This is a genomic window from Streptococcus infantis, from assembly GCF_047463635.1.
Taxonomy (GTDB): domain Bacteria; phylum Bacillota; class Bacilli; order Lactobacillales; family Streptococcaceae; genus Streptococcus; species Streptococcus infantis_W.
The window spans coordinates 19,422-40,550 of sequence record NZ_JASHDL010000004.1 but is presented as its reverse complement, the minus strand read 5'-3'; the positions used below and the strand labels follow the sequence as shown (position 1 = coordinate 40,550).

General features: G+C 39.1%; 19 protein-coding genes. 4 read left to right on the top strand and 15 right to left on the bottom strand.

The window, feature by feature from the left end; genetic code table 11:
- Positions 1-22: 22 nt before the first annotated feature.
- Positions 23-1,300: a gamma-glutamylcysteine synthetase gene (locus tag QM867_RS03670; protein ID WP_414285414.1), complete on the bottom strand. Its 1,278-nt coding sequence runs from the start codon at positions 1,298-1,300 to the stop codon at positions 23-25.
- A 372-nt stretch (positions 1,301-1,672) separates the two neighbouring features.
- On the opposite strand from QM867_RS03670, the gene adhP reads away from it, so the two are divergent.
- The 4 genes from adhP to QM867_RS03650 all read left to right on the top strand — a co-directional run bounded on the left by adhP (position 1,673) and on the right by QM867_RS03650 (position 5,801).
- Positions 1,673-2,692: an alcohol dehydrogenase AdhP gene (adhP, locus tag QM867_RS03665; RefSeq protein ID WP_414315196.1), complete on the top strand. Its 1,020-nt coding sequence runs from the start codon at positions 1,673-1,675 to the stop codon at positions 2,690-2,692.
- Positions 2,693-3,043: 351 nt separating this feature from the next.
- Complete coding sequence (locus tag QM867_RS03660; RefSeq protein ID WP_070458794.1) at positions 3,044-4,033, top strand: PTS sugar transporter subunit IIB; 990 nt, start codon at positions 3,044-3,046, stop codon at positions 4,031-4,033.
- Positions 4,034-4,062: 29 nt separating this feature from the next.
- Positions 4,063-4,875 (top strand): PTS mannose/fructose/sorbose transporter subunit IIC, encoded by an 813-nt coding sequence (locus QM867_RS03655; protein ID WP_153225636.1) that lies wholly within the window; start codon positions 4,063-4,065, stop codon positions 4,873-4,875.
- 14 nt (positions 4,876-4,889) lie between these two features.
- Complete coding sequence (locus tag QM867_RS03650; protein ID WP_414269875.1) at positions 4,890-5,801, top strand: PTS system mannose/fructose/sorbose family transporter subunit IID; 912 nt, start codon at positions 4,890-4,892, stop codon at positions 5,799-5,801.
- 234 nt (positions 5,802-6,035) lie between these two features.
- On the opposite strand, the gene QM867_RS03645 is transcribed toward QM867_RS03650, so the two are convergent.
- The 14 genes from QM867_RS03645 to asp1 all read right to left on the bottom strand — a co-directional run bounded on the left by QM867_RS03645 (position 6,036) and on the right by asp1 (position 21,120).
- Complete coding sequence (locus QM867_RS03645) at positions 6,036-6,431, bottom strand: leucine-rich repeat domain-containing protein (protein ID WP_075230488.1); 396 nt, start codon at positions 6,429-6,431, stop codon at positions 6,036-6,038.
- A 362-nt stretch (positions 6,432-6,793) separates the two neighbouring features.
- Positions 6,794-7,039, bottom strand: coding sequence for a hypothetical protein (locus QM867_RS03640; protein ID WP_004238875.1), 246 nt, complete (start codon positions 7,037-7,039; stop codon positions 6,794-6,796).
- A 166-nt stretch (positions 7,040-7,205) separates the two neighbouring features.
- The gene (locus QM867_RS03635; protein WP_000493216.1) at positions 7,206-7,784 is read right to left on the bottom strand and encodes a DUF4230 domain-containing protein; all 579 of its coding nucleotides are present in this window, start codon (positions 7,782-7,784) and stop codon (positions 7,206-7,208) included.
- Between the two features lie 261 nt (positions 7,785-8,045).
- Positions 8,046-9,362: an ISL3 family transposase gene (locus QM867_RS03630; RefSeq protein WP_004247107.1), complete on the bottom strand. Its 1,317-nt coding sequence runs from the start codon at positions 9,360-9,362 to the stop codon at positions 8,046-8,048.
- A 138-nt stretch (positions 9,363-9,500) separates the two neighbouring features.
- Positions 9,501-10,835 carry an aminopeptidase C gene (pepC, locus tag QM867_RS03625; protein ID WP_371608308.1) on the bottom strand — a complete coding sequence of 445 codons (1,335 nt, stop codon included), beginning with the start codon at positions 10,833-10,835 and terminating at the stop codon, positions 9,501-9,503.
- A gap of 111 nt (positions 10,836-10,946) precedes the next feature.
- Positions 10,947-11,669, bottom strand: a complete 723-nt coding sequence (locus QM867_RS03620; RefSeq protein WP_414315195.1) for a pseudouridine synthase — start codon at positions 11,667-11,669, stop codon at positions 10,947-10,949.
- 243 nt (positions 11,670-11,912) lie between these two features.
- Positions 11,913-12,137 (bottom strand): accessory Sec system protein Asp5, encoded by a 225-nt coding sequence (gene asp5, locus QM867_RS03615; protein WP_414315194.1) that lies wholly within the window; start codon positions 12,135-12,137, stop codon positions 11,913-11,915.
- Positions 12,138-12,141: 4 nt separating this feature from the next.
- Positions 12,142-12,321, bottom strand: coding sequence for an accessory Sec system protein Asp4 (gene asp4, locus QM867_RS03610; protein WP_049503148.1), 180 nt, complete (start codon positions 12,319-12,321; stop codon positions 12,142-12,144).
- Entirely contained in the window at positions 12,314-13,660 is a 1,347-nt protein-coding gene (gtfB, locus tag QM867_RS03605) for an accessory Sec system glycosylation chaperone GtfB (protein ID WP_414315193.1), read from the bottom strand. The genes asp4 and gtfB overlap by 8 nt, the downstream gene beginning before the upstream one ends.
- The gene (gtfA, locus tag QM867_RS03600; RefSeq protein ID WP_414315192.1) at positions 13,644-15,164 is read right to left on the bottom strand and encodes an accessory Sec system glycosyltransferase GtfA; all 1,521 of its coding nucleotides are present in this window, start codon (positions 15,162-15,164) and stop codon (positions 13,644-13,646) included. The genes gtfB and gtfA overlap by 17 nt, the downstream gene beginning before the upstream one ends.
- Positions 15,165-15,176: 12 nt before the next feature.
- Entirely contained in the window at positions 15,177-17,555 is a 2,379-nt protein-coding gene (gene secA2 / locus QM867_RS03595; RefSeq protein WP_414315191.1) for an accessory Sec system translocase SecA2, read from the bottom strand.
- The gene (gene asp3 / locus QM867_RS03590; RefSeq protein WP_248035018.1) at positions 17,539-18,024 is read right to left on the bottom strand and encodes an accessory Sec system protein Asp3; all 486 of its coding nucleotides are present in this window, start codon (positions 18,022-18,024) and stop codon (positions 17,539-17,541) included. Before asp3 ends, secA2 begins: the two co-directional genes overlap by 17 nt.
- The gene (gene asp2, locus QM867_RS03585) at positions 18,024-19,556 is read right to left on the bottom strand and encodes an accessory Sec system protein Asp2 (RefSeq protein WP_281335722.1); all 1,533 of its coding nucleotides are present in this window, start codon (positions 19,554-19,556) and stop codon (positions 18,024-18,026) included. The genes asp3 and asp2 overlap by 1 nt, the downstream gene beginning before the upstream one ends.
- Positions 19,546-21,120, bottom strand: a complete 1,575-nt coding sequence (asp1, locus tag QM867_RS03580; protein ID WP_414294630.1) for an accessory Sec system protein Asp1 — start codon at positions 21,118-21,120, stop codon at positions 19,546-19,548. Before asp1 ends, asp2 begins: the two co-directional genes overlap by 11 nt.
- Positions 21,121-21,129 lie beyond the last annotated feature (9 nt).

Sequence of the window (21,129 nt, the reverse complement as noted above, 5' to 3'; positions counted from 1 at the left end):
AAATTCTTCCTTTATAAGAAAATTATAGAGTCATTTTTTCTTTCAAAGGCTCTAAATAGGTCATTTCTTGCTGACCTCTCATTTCAAGACCTTGCTCTGCTATAGCTAGTAAGTCTTTTGAGAATTGAACAATTCCAGCTGTTTCCTCATCTGAAAGCTGTTTCTTAGAAAACTGGCGTCTCAAAGATTTGTAGTCACGACCAAATCTCTCAAAGAAAGGTGCTGTTTCTAGGTATGTTTCAAGCTTGTCTAGATTCACCAGCAAACCTAGATGAAAGGCAGCCGACGCAAAAGTGCGGTCTAGTGGTTGCGTACAAACACTACGAAATTCGACCGTCCCTCGAGTTGTTAAGTCTTGATATTGGTAACTACGGTGCGTTTGAAAATCCTTCTCTTGAGGAACAAGCAGAGTTTCTTTTCCATTTAGAGTATAGGCCGAAACTTCCTCAGTAGCTAGGTAATCTCTAGCCCGAATCGGAGAAAAATAGTAGGTTTCCCCATCTCGTTCTGCTGTAAAAATCGCAGAGCGGTCGAGATAATCAAAGAAATCATCCTCATCTTTGAAGAGTCTGGCATTGACACCAACATTCTCTGGATAAATCCCATGCATGGAGTCTTCCCAAAAGATATCTCGTGAAATCTGAGTATCCCAGTCTGCTCCTGAAAACTCAGAATTGGCAAATAAGAAAGCTTTGGCTGCCTCAAGCTGAGTGAAAGCATTGATGACACGTAGGTAGTTAGCAGTCGATACGTCCAACTGAACTTGACTCCCACAGATAAAGGCTCCATATTGGGGAAAGTCATACAAATCAGCACTCTCTTGGCGACTTCCCATCTGCAGATAAGCCATCAGCATCTGGTAGCGTGGATAAGCCACAGGGCGATTGTCATTCTGATCCCAGCTTGGATGAATCCCCCAGCCCTGGATAGCATGATCCTTTTCGCCTAGTTTTTCCTGAATAACCTTCATATAAGCTTGAAATCGTCCTTGGACCTCTTGGATTTTCTGGGCTCTGCCAAAGGCAAACTCCAAGGTCGTGTAGGAAACCTCAAACAGAATCCGATCCTGACTCTTTGGTTCTACAAGTTGAATTGGATTGCCATCCTGGTCTTCCTTTTCAACTTCCAGACCGAGAACACCAACCAAAAAGTGCATCAATTCTTTGCTGACTTCAATATCGGTAGCTTGCCCATTTACTTGAACGATAGGAAACTCCAACTCAATCCCAATATAGAGGTCTGGATTTTCTTTGATATTTTTTAAATAACGGCTTTTCAATATCTGAATAGAAGGGGACATAGATACCTCTCACTCTAAATTCTCTTACTAGAAAGATCAATTGCTTTCTATATTATACCAAAATCCCCTCGAGAAAGAACTCAGAAAAATTGCTGAAAACCTTCAAGAGGCGATATAAAGTCAACTTTTCTAGCGTTTATAGGTATTTACTCGCCAATGCATCAATCTTACTTGTTCAATTTTCACAGTCTTATCAACCGGTTAAGCGATTACATGGTTTTTTACCTCAAAACCATTGTACTATAGTAAATATTGTGATACACTTCACATATAAGTAAATAAGAGGGCGGTTCAAATTCGACTTCACTTGAAAACCTCTCAAGCCAAGCCCCTTTTCCTCTGCACCTCAACGACTAATCAAGGAGGATAGCTATGAAAGCTGTTGTTGTAAATCCAGAAGGCACTGGTGTTGCTATTGAAGAAAAAGTTCTCCGTCCACTCGAAAATGGGGAAGCTCTTGTAGAAGTTGAGTACTGTGGTGTCTGCCACACTGACCTCCACGTTGCCCATGGTGACTTTGGTAAAATTCCAGGACGCGTTCTTGGTCACGAAGGTATCGGTATCGTCAAAGAAGTTGCTCCTGATGTAAAAAGCCTCAAAGTTGGCGACCGTGTCAGCGTAGCTTGGTTCTTTGAAGGCTGTGGTATGTGTGAATACTGTACAACCGGACGCGAAACTCTTTGCCGTTCCGTAAAAAATGCAGGCTACTCAGTTGACGGCGGTATGGCGGAACAATGTATCGTAACTGCAGATTATGCTGTTAAGGTACCAGAAGGGCTCGATCCAGCCCAAGCTTCTTCTATCACTTGTGCCGGTGTTACTACATACAAGGCTATCAAAGAAGCAAAAGTTGAACCAGGCCAATGGGTTGTCCTCTATGGTGCTGGAGGTCTTGGTAACTTGGCTGTCCAATACGCTAAAAAAGTATTCAACGCTCACGTTATCGCAGTTGACATCAACAATGATAAACTTGCCCTAGCTAAAGAAGTTGGTGCTGATATCGTGATTAACGGTCTTGAAGTCGAAGACGTTCCAGGCCTTATCAAAGAAAAAACAAACGGTGGTGCTCACTCAGCTGTCGTAACAGCTGTATCAAAAGTTGCCTTCAACCAAGCAGTTGACTCTGTTCGTGCAGGTGGTCGTGTAGTAGCTGTTGGACTCCCATCTGAAATGATGGATCTAAGTATCGTCAAAACAGTTCTTGACGGTATTCAGGTCATCGGTTCCCTTGTTGGAACACGTAAAGATTTGGAAGAAGCCTTCCAATTTGGTGCAGAAGGTCTCGTTGTTCCAGTCGTTCAAAAACGCCCTGTCGAAGATGCCATTGCTGTCTTTGATGAAATGGCTGCTGGAACCATCCAAGGTCGTATGGTTCTAGACTTTACTCACTAAGATAAATAATAAATGCCAAAACGAGGTCGGGACAGAAAATCCCACCTCGTTTTTTTGTAATAAAATTTTGACACGACAACTAATTGGACTTGGGGCATTTTTTAGACGCCCAAGAGCACTACTGACGTAAACTTCCTAGTCCCTCTGCTTTTTTATATTAAATTTTTTTACCATTTTATAGATGATTTTATAAAAATTTGATATATCAATATTTGTAAAAATGGAAATTTGAGATTTTTTTCACTCTTTATTATAATTAGTTGCTTTTTTTCTGAAATCGATTTATACTTAAGGAGTCTTAAAGTTTTCTTAAACTACAAGTCAAACATTTTATAAGGAGGAATGACAATAATGAGTATCGGAATCATTATTGCGAGCCACGGTGAATTTGCCGCGGGTATTCATCAGTCAGGATCAATGATCTTTGGTGAACAAGAAAAGGTTCAAGTTGTAACCTTTATGCCAAACGAAGGTCCAGATGATTTATACGCCAAATTCAACAATGCTGTGGCTGCATTTGACGCAGAAGATGAGGTTCTAGTCTTGGCTGACCTTTGGAGTGGATCTCCATTTAACCAAGCTAGCCGCGTAATGGGAGAAAATCCTGAGCGTAAATTTGCCATCATCACAGGACTTAACTTGCCGATGTTGATTCAAGCCTACACAGAGCGCCTTATGGATGCTAATGCTGGAGTGGATAAAGTCGCTGCGAACATCATTAAAGAAGCCAAAGATGGCATCAAGGCTCTTCCAGAAGAGCTAAACCCAGCTGAGGAAGTTACAACTGCTGCAGCTGCTCCTGTAGCCCAAGCTGCTATTCCAGAAGGAACAGTTATCGGAGACGGTAAATTGAAAATCAATCTTGCTCGTCTTGACACACGTCTTCTTCATGGACAAGTCGCAACTGCTTGGACACCAGATTCAAAAGCTAACCGTATCATCGTTGCTTCAGATAACGTTGCAAACGACGATCTTCGTAAAGAGTTGATCAAACAAGCTGCTCCTAACGGAGTAAAAGCTAACGTTGTACCAATCAAAAAATTGATTGAGGTTGCAAAAGATCCTCGTTTTGGTGAAACACACGCCCTTATCTTGTTTGAAACACCTCAAGATGCCCTTCGTGCTATCGAAGGCGGTGTGCCAATCAAGACTCTTAACGTTGGTTCAATGGCTCACTCAACTGGTAAAACAATGGTCAATAACGTATTGTCAATGGACAAAGACGACGTTGCTACATTTGAAAAAATGCGCGACCTTGGCGTTGAATTTGATGTACGTAAAGTACCAAACGACACTAAAAAAGATTTGTTTGACTTGATTAGCAAAGCTAACGTTCAATAATTAACATTAAATAGAAAAGGAATAAAACCATGTCAGATATTTCATTCATTTCTGCTATCTTGGTTGTAGTTGTTGCCTTCTTCGCAGGTCTTGAAGGTATCCTCGACCAATTCCAATTCCATCAACCAATCGTAGCATGTACCCTTATCGGTCTTGTAACTGGTAACCTCGAAGCAGGGGTTATGCTTGGTGGATCACTTCAAATGATCGCCCTTGGTTGGGCTAACATCGGAGCTGCCGTAGCTCCTGACGCTGCCCTTGCCTCTGTTGCTGCTGCAATCATCATGATCAAAGGTGGTAACTTTACTACTGAAGGTATCGCAGTCGCAACTGCAACTGCAATCCCTCTTGCAGTAGCTGGACTTTTCTTGACTATGATCGTTCGTACAATCTCAGTTGGTTTGGTTCACACTGCTGACGCTGCTGCTAAAGAAGGAAACATTACAGCTGTTGAACGCGCTCACTACTTTGCCCTTGCTCTTCAAGGTCTACGTATTGCTATCCCAGCTGCACTCTTGCTTGCAATGCCAACTGAAGCCGTTCAAGGCGTATTGGAACTTATGCCAGAATGGCTTAAAGGTGGTATGGCTGTCGGTGGTGCTATGGTCGTTGCCGTTGGTTACGCTTTGGTTATCAACATGATGGCTACTCGTGAAGTATGGCCATTCTTCGCTATCGGTTTTGCTCTTGCAGCAATCTCTCAATTGACTTTGATTGCCCTTGGTGTCATCGGTGTTGCCCTTGCCTTCATCTACCTCAACCTTTCTAAACAAGGTGGAAACGGTGGCGGAGGAGCTGCAACTTCTAACGATCCAATCGGTGATATCCTAGAAGACTACTAGAAAGGGGAACAATCATGGCTGAAAAAATTCAATTATCAAAATCAGATCGCCAAAAAGTTTGGTGGCGTTCACAATTCCTTCAAGGTTCTTGGAACTACGAACGTATGCAAAACTTGGGTTGGGCTTACTCTTTGATCCCAGCTATCAAGAAACTTTACACTACTAAAGAAGACCAAGCTGCTGCTCTTGAGCGTCACCTTGAGTTCTTCAACACTCACCCATACGTAGCTGCTCCAATCATGGGGGTTACTCTTGCACTTGAAGAAGAACGCGCTAACGGTACTGAAATCGATGACGCTGCTATCCAAGGTGTTAAGATCGGTATGATGGGACCTCTTGCTGGTATCGGTGACCCAGTCTTCTGGTTTACAGTACGTCCTATCCTCGGTGCCCTTGGTGCATCACTTGCTGCGACTGGTAATATCGTCGGACCACTTCTCTTCTTCTTTGGATGGAATGCAATCCGTATGTCTTTCCTTTGGTATACACAAGAGTTTGGTTACAAGGCTGGATCTGAAATTACTAAAGACATGTCAGGTGGTATCTTGAAAGACATCACTAAAGGAGCTTCAATCCTTGGTATGTTCATCCTTGCCGTTCTTGTACAACGTTGGGTATCTATCAACTTCACTATCAACCTTCCAGGTAAACAATTGTCAGAAGGTGCCTACATCAACTTCCCAGAAGGTGCTGTTACAGGTGGAGAATTGAAGGGTATTCTTGGACAAGCACTTAGTGGTTTGAGCTTGGATAGTGTTCAACCACAAACCCTTCAAGGTCAGTTGGACTCATTGATCCCAGGACTGATGGGACTTCTCCTTACTTTCCTTTGCATGTGGTTGCTTAAGAAAAAAGTATCTCCAATCACAATCATTCTTGCCCTCTTTGTAGTTGGTATCGCAGCTCGTTTCTTCGGTATCATGTAATCTCGGTGAGAATTTACAAACAAAAAAAGAATCAGGTTTATCACCTGATTCTTTTGGCTCTTTGTCAAATAGTGTTGATGAAGAACCTAATGAAAAAAGAATCCAACAAAAATTGGACTACCTGTCTCCGGTTGGATACCGAAGACGGTAGCCCTAGGGTGTTTTTATTAAATTCTCACTTTTTGGGGTCAGTCCCTAAGCCTGATAGTAATTTTTTGTTCATACTATTCCCCTTTAGTCATTTACTACTTTAAGTTGCATTGCTTTAGCTACTTCTTCTGCCTTTGATCCCTTAGGTGTATGGATTTCTACATCTGGGTTACAGTTATCCACAAAATAGAAGTATTCTGTAATTTCTGTTACACTTGCTGGAATTGTAATAGATTTAATTGATGATGTCCCCCAGAATACTAATGTTCCAATACTCTTTGTTCCTTCTGGGAATACAACTGATTCTAATGAACTGTCAGAGTTGAAAACATCATCTTCTACTGTTTCTATTGACTTACCAAAGTGGACATACTTTAACTTATTGTCAATCGTAAACGCACCTTTTCCAATATATCGTACTGTATCTGGTAAAACGATTGCCTCACAATGTTTCAAGTTCGCAAGACCACGTTCTCCAATTGCGATAACAGGTTTACCTTTAATTTCCTTTGGTACACGAACAACCTTATCGTCAGAAGTACAACTATAGATGACATAACCTTCTTCCTATAAATATACGCATGTTAATATATTAATATATTTAAAGATTTATAACTATAGTTCCTTAATTTTCCCAGTAAAAAAACGAAAGGCACCACAAGTTATTTATGTGTTTTCTTTAAACGATTCATGTACTTCTGTCGCAACTTCTCACCCGCCTTTAATTGCGGTTGCGATAGATTGAGGACCTAAATATGCATCCCCTGTTATTAGTTCATTTCTATTGTATTCTGATGTTGACCGAAAGTCAAATTTTTACCTTTCATCTAGAACACTAAAGTCTACTTTTGTTCAATTGCTGCAACGACAAGGTCACATGGAATAATATGTTCACTACCTGCCACTTCATGCGTTGATCTTCTTCCACTTTCATCTGATTCACCAAGTTCCATTGTAATAACCTTTACACCAGTTACTTTCCCACTCTCATCACGCAATACTTCTTTAATATTCTCTAAGAAATGGAATGTAACACCTTCATTGTGTGCATCTTTGATTTGTAGTGTAGCTTCTAGTATATTGTTCATATGGTCATCATTCTTTTGTTTTAGGTTTCAGCGCTTTTAATATAATGGATGTTGGCCTTTTTGTATACACTAAAATAGGGTTGGTGGAAAATTTCCATCAACCCTAAAAATTATAGAACCACACAAAACCCTGACCAGAGATGGCCAGGGTTTTGTATTTCAAAAATTATTCTGTAAATTCTATAGTTACTTTTACTTCAGAATCCATTGAAGAAAATATTGTTTTATAATAATTGATTGCAGATTCTTTAATTTCACTCTTAAATTTATCTAAATACTCTGCTTGTTTATCACTAGAAAGTTGGTTAGCGACCAATTTCCCAGTATCAATATCTTCTGTAGTTCCACTTAATAACTCTCCATGACTATCATATAAATCATAAGGATTATCTTTTGAAAGTTCAACACCAATTACTTCCAATTTTGGAACAATAACCTTATATTCTTTTTCGCTTATTTGTTCAACCTTTACACTACTTTTAATTCCAAATTTAGCTTTATAATTTAAAATTACTAATGCTGCTTTTTTAGAGAACGGCACATCAAACCCAAAAACTTGAGTTGTTTTTGTTTCAGAAATAATTTCATTAATTCCCGCATTCAAAAATACAACTTCATTCACTTTTTCAATACTTTCGATATTAATTGACGATTTGACTTCTGATTTATGTTCCTTAGGTAAGAAAAATAGCACTCCAATAGCTATAATAGCTATTAATACCACATTCAATAGTACACTAAACATATTAACTTTCTTCTTTAATATAGACAAGATAAAAAAACCTCACTTTAAATAATCTATCTAAATTTTACACATTCTAAAGAAAATAGTCAATATTTTTTCGTACTATCTTCTAAAATTAATTGTGCCTATTAAAAATGAAATTAGTTTGTTGCATTTGATTATATTTTTTGAACACCAAATCCATTTAAAATTGAGTGCTATTTTGAGCACTAAAAAAGGGCTCTTTGTCAAATAGTGTTGATGAAGAAATTTAGGAAGGGATTAAGCAACTAATTGTTGCTTAATTCCTTTTTGTTTTGGGTCAAACATTTTTGTTATTAAAATAATCCTATTTCTAAAATGGTAATAGTTTCTAAAGCCGTAGGCATTTCTTTTAAGCACTTTTATTTTATTGTTTATTCCTTCAATAGGGCCATTTGTTCTAGTTGGATACTCACAAGTATTTTGAATATATGGCAAGTAAGTCATAAGAGTCTTTAATACTCTTTTTAAACCAGGAGATAGGTCTAATTGCGTAGCTGCTTCAATCGTTTCTTTGAATTCTATATAATCTCTATCCTGTATACATTCACGAAGTGAATGTACAACCTCATAATCATTTTTAAGAGATGGATTTTTTTCTAAGATATAATCTACGATTCCTTTACTTGTTATGAAGCTTTCAAAAAGCTTATAACGATTATATTTATAGTTCTGAAGTTCATTAGAGTTCTTTAAAATTAACTTCCAATAATGTTTTAACTTTCGATATAATTTAGAGTCTTTATAGCGATGCTTATTCATGACACGTACCCGAGTTCGATTTAATTCTCTATTTAAGGCTTGTACGATATGAAAAGGATCAATGATAATTTTAGCGTTAGGAAACATTTCTTTTATTAATTGAATGTACGGTAAGTACATGTCGATGGAGATAGTTTTTACCTTTAATCTAGTCTTAGGCTCAAAACGATGAAAATACTTTTTCAAGCTGTAAGATTTTCTATCTCGTACAACATCGACCAGCTTGTGTGTAGTGCTATCACAAATAATGAAGCTCATATTACTATCGGAAGATTTGACGGATTTAAATTCATCAAAACACAAATGCTCAGGTAAATCGTGTAATGGTTTAATCTTTAGTAAACGTGTTGTATCATCTATGATACGTCTTACCGTATGAACTGAAACATTTGTTTCTTTTGCGATATAGGTTTCAGATACTGTTTCACTTATTTTTGATTTAATTTCGTTTTTTAAGCGTTTAGAGATATGACAGTGTTTTTCTACGATTCGACTAGTGTCTGCGGTAAATGAAGAGCCGCATTCTCTACAGAGAAATCTCTGCTTGCGTAGATTTAAGTAGGCCGCTAGGCCTGAAACAGAACAGAGAGTGATACGAGATGTTTTCGTGCCGTTTTTAACGATATTATTATTTCGGCTAACACACCCACAAACGGTACAAAATTCTGGTTTATGCGTATAAGTAGCTGCATAAAATAAAGATTTTCTCTTTTTAAATATCTTCTCTTGAACTTTATTATCCCAAATAATGTTTTTATCTTTGATTTGTAGTGTAGCTTCTAGTATATTGTTCATATGGTCATCATCCTTTTGTTTTAGGTTTCAGCGCTTTTAATATAATGGATGTTGGCCTTTTTGTATACACTAAAATAGGGTTGGTGGAAAATTTCCATCAACCCTAAAAATTATAGAACCGTTCTTTTTATATCTCATTTATTCAGCCAAGGCACCCATTGGATCCCATGGTGCAAGGACGATTGGTTCTGCTTCATAGGCAGCTTGTTCTTCTGCTGTTAGTAATTCCTTACGAACAACAATTTGGTAAGTGTACTCGTCCATCCAAGCATCTGAAGCAACAAAGTAACCATCTGTACCGACCTTGTCTCCCCATGAGTTTTCAACTTTCCACTTGATTGATTTGCCATTTTCATCCAAATCAACACCTGTCAAGACCATGGCGTGGGTCATCAAGCTTTCGCTGTAGTCCAAACGTCCAGCCTTGTCTTGAGTGAGTTGAATGTCCATGCTTGATTCAAAGTCATAAACATCTGTCGCAAGGATTCCCGCTTTACGGTTGCTGATCTGGCCGACATCAGAACCAAACCAAACAGTCTCTCCTGCTTGCATTTGAGCAATCGCTAATTCTTTCAAGCGCTCCATTGGAACGTTGATGTAACGAACCGCACGGCTACCAACGACATTCCCCAACATCTCAACTGTGTAAGATTTGCCGTAAGGCTTATCAGCAGTTGGGGCATTGATAACAGAAACGTAGTCTTCTAGAGGAAGATTGACATATTTCTTGTAAAACTCCTGTGGCGTGATACCCTTTTCGCTTTGGTAGTTGTTATCTTTATCGCGATAAGCAAAGTCAAATTTACGTGGTGGAAGCCCTAATGACATGGCAAGGAAGTTAAAAATTTCTTGCAAGAGGTCTTCTTTCTTAGCTTGAACAGTCTCTTGGTCTGCACCAGAAGCGAGCAAGTCTCGCAAAATTTGAGCATCCTGGCGAAGCAATTTGTTGAGAATGGCATTTAGCTCGCGGCTATTGCTAGATGAGATAGACTCAGGGTAAACCGACTTGGGCACGACACCATATTTCTCGAAGAGGGACACTACCATATCCCACTGACCGCCATCTTGTTGTGGAGTTTGGAGTAGGAAGCTAACCTTGCGGCTTGTCAATTCTTGGTCAGCAGTCGCAATGACTTGCTCCAAGAACCAGTTAGATTTTTCATACTTGTCCCAGAAGAAGGTGTGGGCTTGTGACAATTCAAAGTTTTCAAGTTTGTATTGAGAGATGAGTTTGTGGCGGAAAGTATTGAGGGCTGCAAACATCCAGCAACGACCAGAAGCCTTCTGGTTAGTGACCTTGTCCTTAGTCAAATCAAGTGAGAAAACAGGTGTGTTATCTACATGGCTTTGGCGACGCTCAAGGGCTGCAAAGATTCCATTGTGGCTAGCAGCATTTTCGATAGCTTGGTATTTGACATTTGCTTCATAGTTGGCAAATAATTTATCTGTAAATGATTCTTGAATCGCGTTCATAAAATCCTCCTTTTTATTCTACAGTCTATTATAACGCTTTTCACAAAGGAAGCAACCAAAAACTGAAAAAGGCAAGGATATTTTCCTCACCTTTTTCAAAGATTACACAGTTTACCCAACACTTTCGAGTAAGCCTTCTAATTCCTCTTTAGTTAAGCGACGCCATTCCCCACGCTTTAGATTTTCATCCAAGGTCAAAGTTCCCATGGTCAGACGTTGCAAGTCCACCACTTCCTTGCCACAGTAGGCTACCATCCGTTTGACCTGGTGGAATTTCCCTTCTGCAATGGTCACTCGAACCAGGCTTTCTTCCTTTTCCCTATCAATAGACACAAGCTCCAGTTTGGCAGGCTGACAGGTAAAGTCCTTGAGCGGAATCCCCTGAGCAAATTTCTCTACATCCTCTTGGGTCATAATTCCCTTGACCTGCGCTAGATAAGTCTTATCCACATGGCGTTTAGGAGAAAGAAGAGCATGAGCCAGTTGGCCATCATTGGTCAAGAGCAAGAGTCCATGCGTATCGATATCCAAACGCCCTACTGGGAAAACTTCCTTTGAACGAGCTAAATCATCTAACAAATCCAACACAGTCTTATGTTTAGGATCTTCAGTCGCTGAGATAACCCCCTGGGGCTTGTTCATCATATAGTAAACAAACTCCTCGTACTCTAGCTTTTGCCCGTCAAAACAAATCTCGTCTGTCTCTTCATTGATTTGTAGCTTGGCAGATTTTTCCTTTTTACCATTGACCGTCACGCGCCCAGCCTTTAGAAAGTTTTTAACCTCTGTCCGACTTCCTACGGCGCAGGCAACCAAATATTTATCTAATCTCATAGCACTATTATACCATGAACAAGCTTAATCTTAGGACAAAAAAATAAGCCGCCTGATTGGGCGACTTTATTTTATAGGGAGATTATTATGAAAAATTTTTAGGAGTTAAAGTTAAGGTCTTCTTAACTTATGCTTATAGTATAAGCTAGTTTCCTAAAAGTTTTCTTAAAATATTCTCCTAAAACTTAAATTTCTTTAAATGATTACTTTTAAAGTCAATCATTATCTCCATAAAACTATAGCTTATGCAAACGATAAGACCATAAAGAGGATAAGCAACACAAATAAGGCTAAGCTAACAAACAGAGTTAGGACTTTAACAAGCGTATTACTTTGCCAATAGCTGGGCTTTCCGATATTACTAGTAGCATCCGTAGAAAAGATTTGAGTTTGTCTTGGTTGAATGGTCACAAGGATAATTAAGGAAATAGCTAAAATAATGGTTAAAATTATCAATAGTTCAGTCATTTAACTACCTCAAAAGCCCTATTAAAGTAAACAGTAAACCAATCAAAATCATTATTCCTAGCAAGATTGAAAAAATTTTATTTATTTTTTCACCTCGAGTCGATTTTTCCTTTTTAATCGGTTGCTGTTTCATCTCTTCCATGCGACCTTCAACATCTTGATAAAATAGATCTTTTTTAGCCATGGCTTTCTCCTAAAATGGTTTCCATCCGTTCCTGATACATGATTGGATCCACATAATTGGCATGGTAACCTTGTTCTCCAAGAGCTCGTCCCATCTCCTTAACGTTAGAAAGAGCTAATTCAATAGTTTTAATCATGCCATCAACTGCCTCCTTAGCGAAAATATGATTTGGAGCTGTATAGCGACGGTTATGGGCAGTTTCTTCAAAAGCTAGGACCAGTTGGTTGTGTTCAAAGGCCTGGCGAACAGCCTGAAGAAGTTCATTCCCATAGTTGATATCCAAATAGATATCTGATAACTGATAAAGCTCCTGAATCTTCTGGGGACTGGCATTTTGATAGAGTACAACATTCGGATAGCGGAGCATATCCATCAACTTAGCTGACATTTCTGTCACTGCTGCGATTCGGAAAGTGACCCTTGGTAAACTCTCCACTAATTTTTCGACTTGCTCTAGTTGATCCGAATTGGTCACTATCAGGGCATCAGGTCGAACAAAATTATCACGCTTAAAGTGATAATGATAGCCTAAGTGATTAAACTTATGATGGAATTTTGCATCCGTCAATTGCAGAGCGCGTTCATAAGTCGCATAATCTGGAATGATAATGGTCTTAGCTCGAAGCTGGTCATTCTCCAAGATCAGTTGCATATTTCCAGGAATATGGTCCTGCAATGGTTCTTGCCAAACTAGGATATCCTGACCTGATTTTTCTGGAAAATGGAAGGAAGTCAAAAACGATGTAGATAGGGTATTAAAGAGAAGGTGGTCTAGATTCACTTTCAAACCTTGTAAGAAGTCTATGATAAAGGCCACTCGACCAGAAAAATGGCGCAAGCCTTGCCCTTCCAAGGTTAACAGAATATCACCTGTGACATGGTTTTCCAAAATAACTTCTTTTTGATCTACGTTCCGATAAGAAGTCATGATAGCTTGACCAGAAGCATCAAAGGTAGTCTTAGCAAAGCAAGCTCCAAAACGATTGTAGTGATCTACTTGAAAGATCCGACCTGCTGGTGTTTTCCATTCGACTTTTTTCACCAAACGAGCCTGTAAACCATCTGCAAAATGAATCACTGCTCGTTCTTGATTGAGGTCATTGATGGTCCCAAATTGATTATTCCCAGCAATCTCCCAAAAGTCTGGTACAGGAACTTGGTTAAAATACAAGGGTTTACCGCTATCATAACCCAAATAATAGGTGAAAGGTGAGACAACTCCATCTGGCAAAAATCCATCGGGTTCAATAACCACAGCCAAATCAGACAGTCCTGCTTCAGTCAGACTATAGTGCAAATCTTGGCTTTCTTGATTATATACATCAAATAACTGAATCATCCACTACCTCCTTGATTGTATTTTCCCATTTGTTCAAAATCTCTTGAGTCAAGAACTTCTCGGCTATCTGGTAGGATTTTTCTCTCATACTATCCAAACGATTTTCCAAATACAGTTGGCAGATTTTTTCTGCATAAGCTTTCTTGATTTCATCTTCGACATGGTCAGATGAACTTGGAACCAAGTAACCATTTTCACCATCTTCGATGAAGGTTTGATTTCCATAAGGAACATCAAAACCAATCAATGGCAGACCTGATCCAATTGCTTCCATGAGTGTCAACCCAAAGCCTTCACTGGTAGAAGCGGTTAGATAAACTTCATACTGTGAATAGATTTGGGAAAGTTCTGCATGGCCCTTGAGTTTAATATACTCTTCTGCATGACCTGCAGCGATAATCTCATGAAGACGTCTTTCTTCGCCACCACTACCGTAGATATCAAAGGTTAATTCTGGCAATTCCTTATGAGCCTCAATCACAGCCTTCACGAGCCAATCAATGTGTTTTTCCTTGGCTAGACGCGAAGCTGTAATAAGAGAAAATGGCTTACGGCTCTCTTGTGGTTTTGTTAATTGGTCAACACTTCCAACTGGAATGGTCACAATCTTAGGTGCATGCGAGGTATAGTGAGCAAACTGTTGCTCTAGAACTTCCTTTTGACGATCCGTTGAAACGATAAAGAGATCGACCTTATCTGCATTGGTAAACTGGTAGTCATAATAGTTGTTCCAAAGGATATAATCATCATTGGTCGCATTTTCACTGTAATGCTCCGCATGAACAACTACCGCTAGATGCGCCGCTTGCGCTTCCTCAAAAACAACCTGACCAATCCCTGTCTCACGATCTAAAATTACTAGATCTGATTTACTTAACCCAAGTGTCTGCATGAAATAACGGAGCAAGGCGGGTTTCCCGTATAAGATTCGATCCTTGAAACGGTAGACTTCCTCGGTCCCTTGATTCATGAACATCTCATAAGCTGGAGTCCCATCTTCATTGTAGAAGGTTCTTTGGTAGAGTGTCGCTACATTATCTTTAGGAGCAAAATACTCTGTGCAGTAGCGTGTGTAAGAGAAGTAATCCTTGCGGATTAACTTACCAGCATACACATACTCCACATGTTGGACAAAATCTTTTTCCTCATCTACTAAATAACAAGTGATAAACTTGTCCTCATCTGAGAAGAAGATTCGTTCAATTTTCCCATTTCGTTCACGACGGCTTTCTACACCTTCAAAGTAAGCCAAAACATCATCTACCGTCACACTGGTCGGTGCAATCTTGATGTCTGTGAAGTGAGTGTAAAGCCAGATGACCTGATCATCATCAAAACCGATATTTGCGGTTAAATGCTGGATATTATCACCCAAAATCATGTCTGTAAAGATAAACTTTGACGGCAGATTTAGGCTGCGAAAAATACCCGCACGGTAAGCTTGAGCATATTCAACACCACTGCTGGCCCAGCCGATTCCTAAATTTATATTGTAAATTGTCATATTGTCCCCTTTTTATGGAAAATAAGCCATAATTTCCCCATCAGGTGAAATGTCTACTCGACTCAATAGAAGATTTCGAACCATATCCTTCTTGACCTGCCTTTTCATCTCTTCAAATCCATGATAGGCTTCTTGATAATACTCGACAATAGGATTCTTTTGAGCAGCTGATTGCCCACCGATTGCTAGACTCAATTGTTGCAGGTAGTCTACCTGCTCTACCCAGTTATCATCTATTGCTTTTAGCAATGCTAAACGCTGAAAATCTGAAAAGAAGTCATGAGTTTCCAGAATCGTTCGTTTCTCTTGTAGACTCTTTTGAACGGTTGTCTCCAGAACTAGCTTGATTGCATCCTTATCCGTCAGATCTAACTCTTGCGGAACTGCATGGTAAAGAAAACTGATATTTTTAACGATAAAATGATAGAGTTCCTCTCTACTTTCAAATGCTTCTTCTGACAAGCTTTTTTTTATGAATTCATCTAGTACATCCACAACAAAACCATCTAGATCCTCGGTACCATCAATCAAACGATTTCTTTGACTATAGACCATCTCTCTTTGGATATTCATACTCTCAGCATACTCTAAGGTTTGCCTTCTTGATGATCTAGCAGCGCTATCGCTTGCCTTCTGCGCTTTTTCTACTAATTTCCGATAGCGTCTTCCTTCTAAAAGTTCTGGGCTTATCTGTTTATTTACTGTATAGTCCTTATACATCTTATGGACCCAAGAAGGTCCATACTTCTTGATCACATCATCTTCCAGTGAGACAAAAAATTTCGACAAGCCAGGATCTCCCTGTCGACCAGAACGTCCTCTAATCTGTAAGTCAATACGTTTACTATCCATCCGTTCTGTACCAATGACAACTAGACCACCCAGTTCAGCAACTCCTGGACCAAGCTTAATATCAGTCCCACGGCCAGCCATAGAAGTCGCAACTGTCACGGCTCCCATACGACCTGACTCTGCAATCATCTGAGCTTCACGCGCTGCATTATGGGCATTTAAAACGTTATGAGCAATTCCTTCACGTAATAATAGAGAGGAGTAGAGTTCCGACATTTCTACCGATCCAACAAAAATCAATAAAGGATTACCCTTTTCATGATAATATTTAATCTCAGCAAGCGATGCATACACTTTCTCAGGTAGGGTAACATAGAGATTGTCTGGATAATCAATTCGCTGATTCGGACGATTTGTAGGGATTCGAATGACTGACATGCCATAAGTTTCTAAAAACTCTTTCTCTGCAACCTTTCCTGTCCCAGTCATCCCAGAGATTTTTTTAAACTTCTTAAATAAGCTTTGGTAGGTAATGGAAGCCATCGCCCGTGTTTCTTCAGACAAGGGAACATGCTCTTTTGCCTCAATGGCTTGGTGTAAACCACCCTGTAATTTGGTCATTTCTAATAAACGACCTGTACTTTGATCTACCAATACGAGTTCTTCCTCTTTCTCACCCTTACGGATGATATAGTCTTTATCCCTTTTAAATAAGGTATGAGCTCGTAAAGCAAAGGTCAGGTGTCTTGCTAGTACGCCATGTTCTTCAGAATAGAGGTTATCAATACCTAAAAAGCTCTCCGCAGTTTGAGCGCCCTTAGTAGTGAGCCAGACTTCTTTTTTCTCTTCTTTAAAGATATAGTCTTGACCCTCAACTAGAGTTGTCATCAAGGTGTCAATAATTCCATAAAAATTGGATTGAACCCTAGGAGAACCTGAAATGACCAAGGGAGTTTGAGCACTATCCAGCAAGACTGAATCTACCTCATCTACGATAACAAAGTTAAATTCTGGCATGTACTTTTTATCTTCACTAGAGGCTAGATTATCAATCAAGTAGTCAAAACCAAGACCACTGTTTGTCGTATAAACAATATCCGCACTATAAATTTCCCGCTTATCTTCAGGCGTTAACTCTTCATCCTCGTCTTCAGAAAAGGGAATGCGAATGGTCAAACCTAAGAACTCATAGACTTGTCCCATCTCCTCTGCATCACGCTTGGCAAGATAGTCGTTAGTCGTCACCAGCATAACACCTTTTCCCGATAAGGCATTGAGATAGACTGGCATCGTAGCGGTCAAGGTTTTACCTTCACCTGTATTCATCTCCGCAACATTCCCTTGGTGGATGACAATCCCACCCATGACCTGTACATCATAGGGAAACATTCCTAGGATCCGCTTATCGGCTTCACGTACAACTGCAAAAGCTTCCACTAAAAGATCGTCTAAGCTTTCTCCAGCAGCAATTCTATCTTTAAATTCTTGAGTTTTACCTGCTAATTCATCATCTGTTAGCGAGGCCATCTCTTCTTTTTTTAGATTGATTTGATGCAAGATTTTTTTCACCTTGCTCAATTGTCTATTCTTGTTCCACATCTTGCTCAGAATCGTCCTCTTCTATTGAAAATGAATGAAAGTCAACTGCTTGAAATCCTGCACTCAACAGCTGTACTCTGTAATGATAGGCTTCTTCTGGATAGGTAAAGGTGAAATCCAAGTCTTTTTCAATCACTTGACCAACCTGCTTATCATAACGATCCATAAAGATGAGCCTAAAGTATAAACCATTTTGAGGTTGCACAGTCATACGACTAGACAAACGGTAACGATATCCCCTTTTTAAAAGAGGTAAGGTTGGGGTTAAGCGATTTCCTTGAAAGTTAAAACTTGAGGTCCACTCATGAATCATAGTACCAGAATTCACCATATCATTTTCCAGATAAACATGGTCTCTTGAATAATAGAGGACAATAGAACCAAACAAAAATGTATTTTGCCTCGTATCACCTAAACTAGCTCCCTTAAATTCTCCCCAATATATTTCTTTATTCCGTTTGATCATCATTAAAACTTTCTCCCAAAATCCTGCTCTAAAATCATCTTATAAAAATTCTTGAACCAAGCAGCACTAGTAGTACTATCGTCATTGTGGCGGCCTGAGGTCCCCTTGACCATAATACGAGCCCCCGTATGATAAAGGGCTGCTACTAAATCATCATAGGCATGCGGATCGTAGTCTTCCTCTTTCATATAAGAGAGCCCAAAGATTGTTTGACTAAAATCTGCTTCTTTAAAAGGAGTCCAAAAACGGTCATCTAAGGCTCTCATAGCATCTAAGCTAGCCTCTCCCTTAGAATGATGACGTAAGATATCAAAAGCAGTTGGGAAAATCCCAGGTGCCTCAAGTCGGCCTCTCTCTGCTATCAAGCCCAGATTGGTCAAGGGTTTTGAAACAATCACAGCTTTAGGTTCAAAGAAAGAGCTGTAATACATAGCACCATAGGTCCCCATAGACATGCCCGAAAGGATTAGTTCCTTATTTGAGAATCCTAACAAATCCAAATGTTCTTGAATGACATTTCGAACACCATTTTCAAGACAGTCATCACCCAGATAGAAAGCCCCTCCATCGATTCGAGGATCTTGAAAGAGAAGGAAAGGTGCTCCAAAGGATCTCATCATTCCAAACCCCTCAAATCCTTCTGCTCGTCGATAACCAGAAAAGTAGATATTCAAAGGAGGCTTAAAGTCTCCTGGATAGAAAAAGTAATTGATCTCCTCACGCTTGTCATTATGGATGATACCTCCACCAAGAACATATTTACCAAACTGGTAGCGCGTTAAACGCTGGTGAAGGGCTCCTATTTTCAGATGTCCTGCTCCTCTAGCTTCTAAAGAAACACTGATAAATGAAGAAAAATCATCATCCAGTACCAAGGCAGACTGCATATCTTCAACAGTGAAAACTCGCTCTTTGACAAAATTAGCAGTAGATCCATCTTGAATATTTCGAACGATCAGGCGAATATCACAAGTCCAATCTTTCTCATATTCGAGCCAGAGTTCAACTGGGTTAAATTCGCTAGCTCGGATATTATACTTCCAACTAATTAAAGGGCGAAAGTCTTGACCATACTTTCCTAGGAGTTCTAGATTTTCATAACCGTTATATCGAACCTTTCCCTTAAAAGCAGGATTGACAATCATATCAATTGGAACTAACTTATCCCCATACTGCCCTCTAAACAGGGCTTTAGATAGGAGTCTCAAAAGTTCTACTGGGTTTGAAAAATCTGTTGCTTGAGCACAAGTTTTTTTCAAGAAGTCTTGAAGATCTTTTGATTGAGGCTCAGCTGTATCAGGGTAGAAAATCGTATAAGGAGTAATCTTTCTCATCAACGGAATCAAATCCGATAAGTGCTCAGGATTTTCAACCAAAACAGCTGAAAAAGTTCTTAAGCCTTCCATTTTCATGACCTTCTTTATGGCAGTCATTGATCTCGGCCAAAAGAAGTGCCACTCCATATTTTCAGGAAGCTCATAGTCATGGCTCCAGTTTCTGCTACCGATCTGCAAAATCTGTAATTTATTGCTCACTTTTTGCCTCCTCTAACCATTTTTCCCACTTATCTACAAATTGATCACCTGTATTTTGTCGAATCTTATCAATTGAGTAAATTAAGGCTTGATTCCAATGTTTCAGGGTATCTAGAAAGTAGTGTCCTGCCTTACTAAACTCTGATAAATCTGATAGAATATAACCATTTTGTAAGTGAGTCACATATTCTGACTCTTGTAAGTTGATTTGAGGAATTCCTGCACTAATCCCTGCAATCTGTGTGTAAATATTAGCGACTGGATTCAAATCAACAATTAAACGAGTATATTCTAACTCACGAATTAAGCCCATCTCATCATTTAGATTGATAATCTTAAAGCGATAATCATCTCTGGTATTTTCCTCTAATGTATTTTCCGCATCAGATACCACAGTATCCTTTAACAGATCCCTTGGGTTAAGACGTTCTATAATCAGCGAATCGAGTTGTTTCTGCAAAGCTTCTATTTGATAACCTTCTGCATTAAATACTGAAAAAACAACCTCGGTCAAGGGATTTTCCGAAACAAAATGCAAAATTTCATACAAGACTTCTGGATCTTGTTGCACCTGTATATCTAATTGGACATAAATTTTTGATTCCTTTAATCGTTGACTAAGACCTAACTTCAAGCGCGTATCAAAAGATGGTAAATGGTGCATTTTAGAAGCAAATTGGGGATAAGCCTCTTGTAATCGCTCAAGAAAATCTTTCCGATCACTAATCAACAATCTAGACTGTTCTACTAGCTGACGATGAGCTTGTAAATCATCTGCTTGATTTCTTTCAATAAAGAAACTTATAATTTTTGGAGCTTCTTCTGGCAATCTTTCTAATAATTGATTTTGAAACTTAGTATGAGCAGCCAATACAAATGAATCTCCAACTTGATAGTCTTGATTTAAAAACTTTGTTAAGAATTCCCAAACAACTTCATCTATACTCTCATAAGCTAATTTTTCAAAACGGTAGCTTACTGCTGGATTTATCTTTACAATTGGCTCTTTTCCCTGCAAATTTTCCCTCAGTTGCCACTGTCCTTTTGCGTTGTAATAATAACGAGTAACTGGTTTTTGTTCCTCATAGTCTAAAAGGCTAGATAAGAAGCCACGATCATCAAAATAGCAAATGAAATCAACTTGGTTATCCTTAAAGTAAGTGATATAGCTGATAAAACCTTCTGAACCATATTCAATATGAGCATAGAGTTCCCCTTGTTGCTTAACTACAACTACAAAAGGAGTATAGATAAAGTCACAGTCTTCATCCCATGTCAAGTCTTTTAATTGTAAAGGATGCATCTCCTCATTTTCAATGTTTTGAATAGCATCAAAAACGGAGAAAACATCCGACTCCAACAAATCTTGTCTGTGTAACAAGTAGCGTAGATGAGGATGATAAGTCAACCATAGCATCTTAGATTCTAATTCTTGGCGTTTGAAAATCCGAATTTGGTGTAAGATATCATCAAATTCTAGGCGATAAGGAGTCCTATACCAAGGCACAATATTAGCTTGCCATGATGGATTGTTGCGCTCCAAAAAAGGAATGAAATAATACATAGCTTCTCC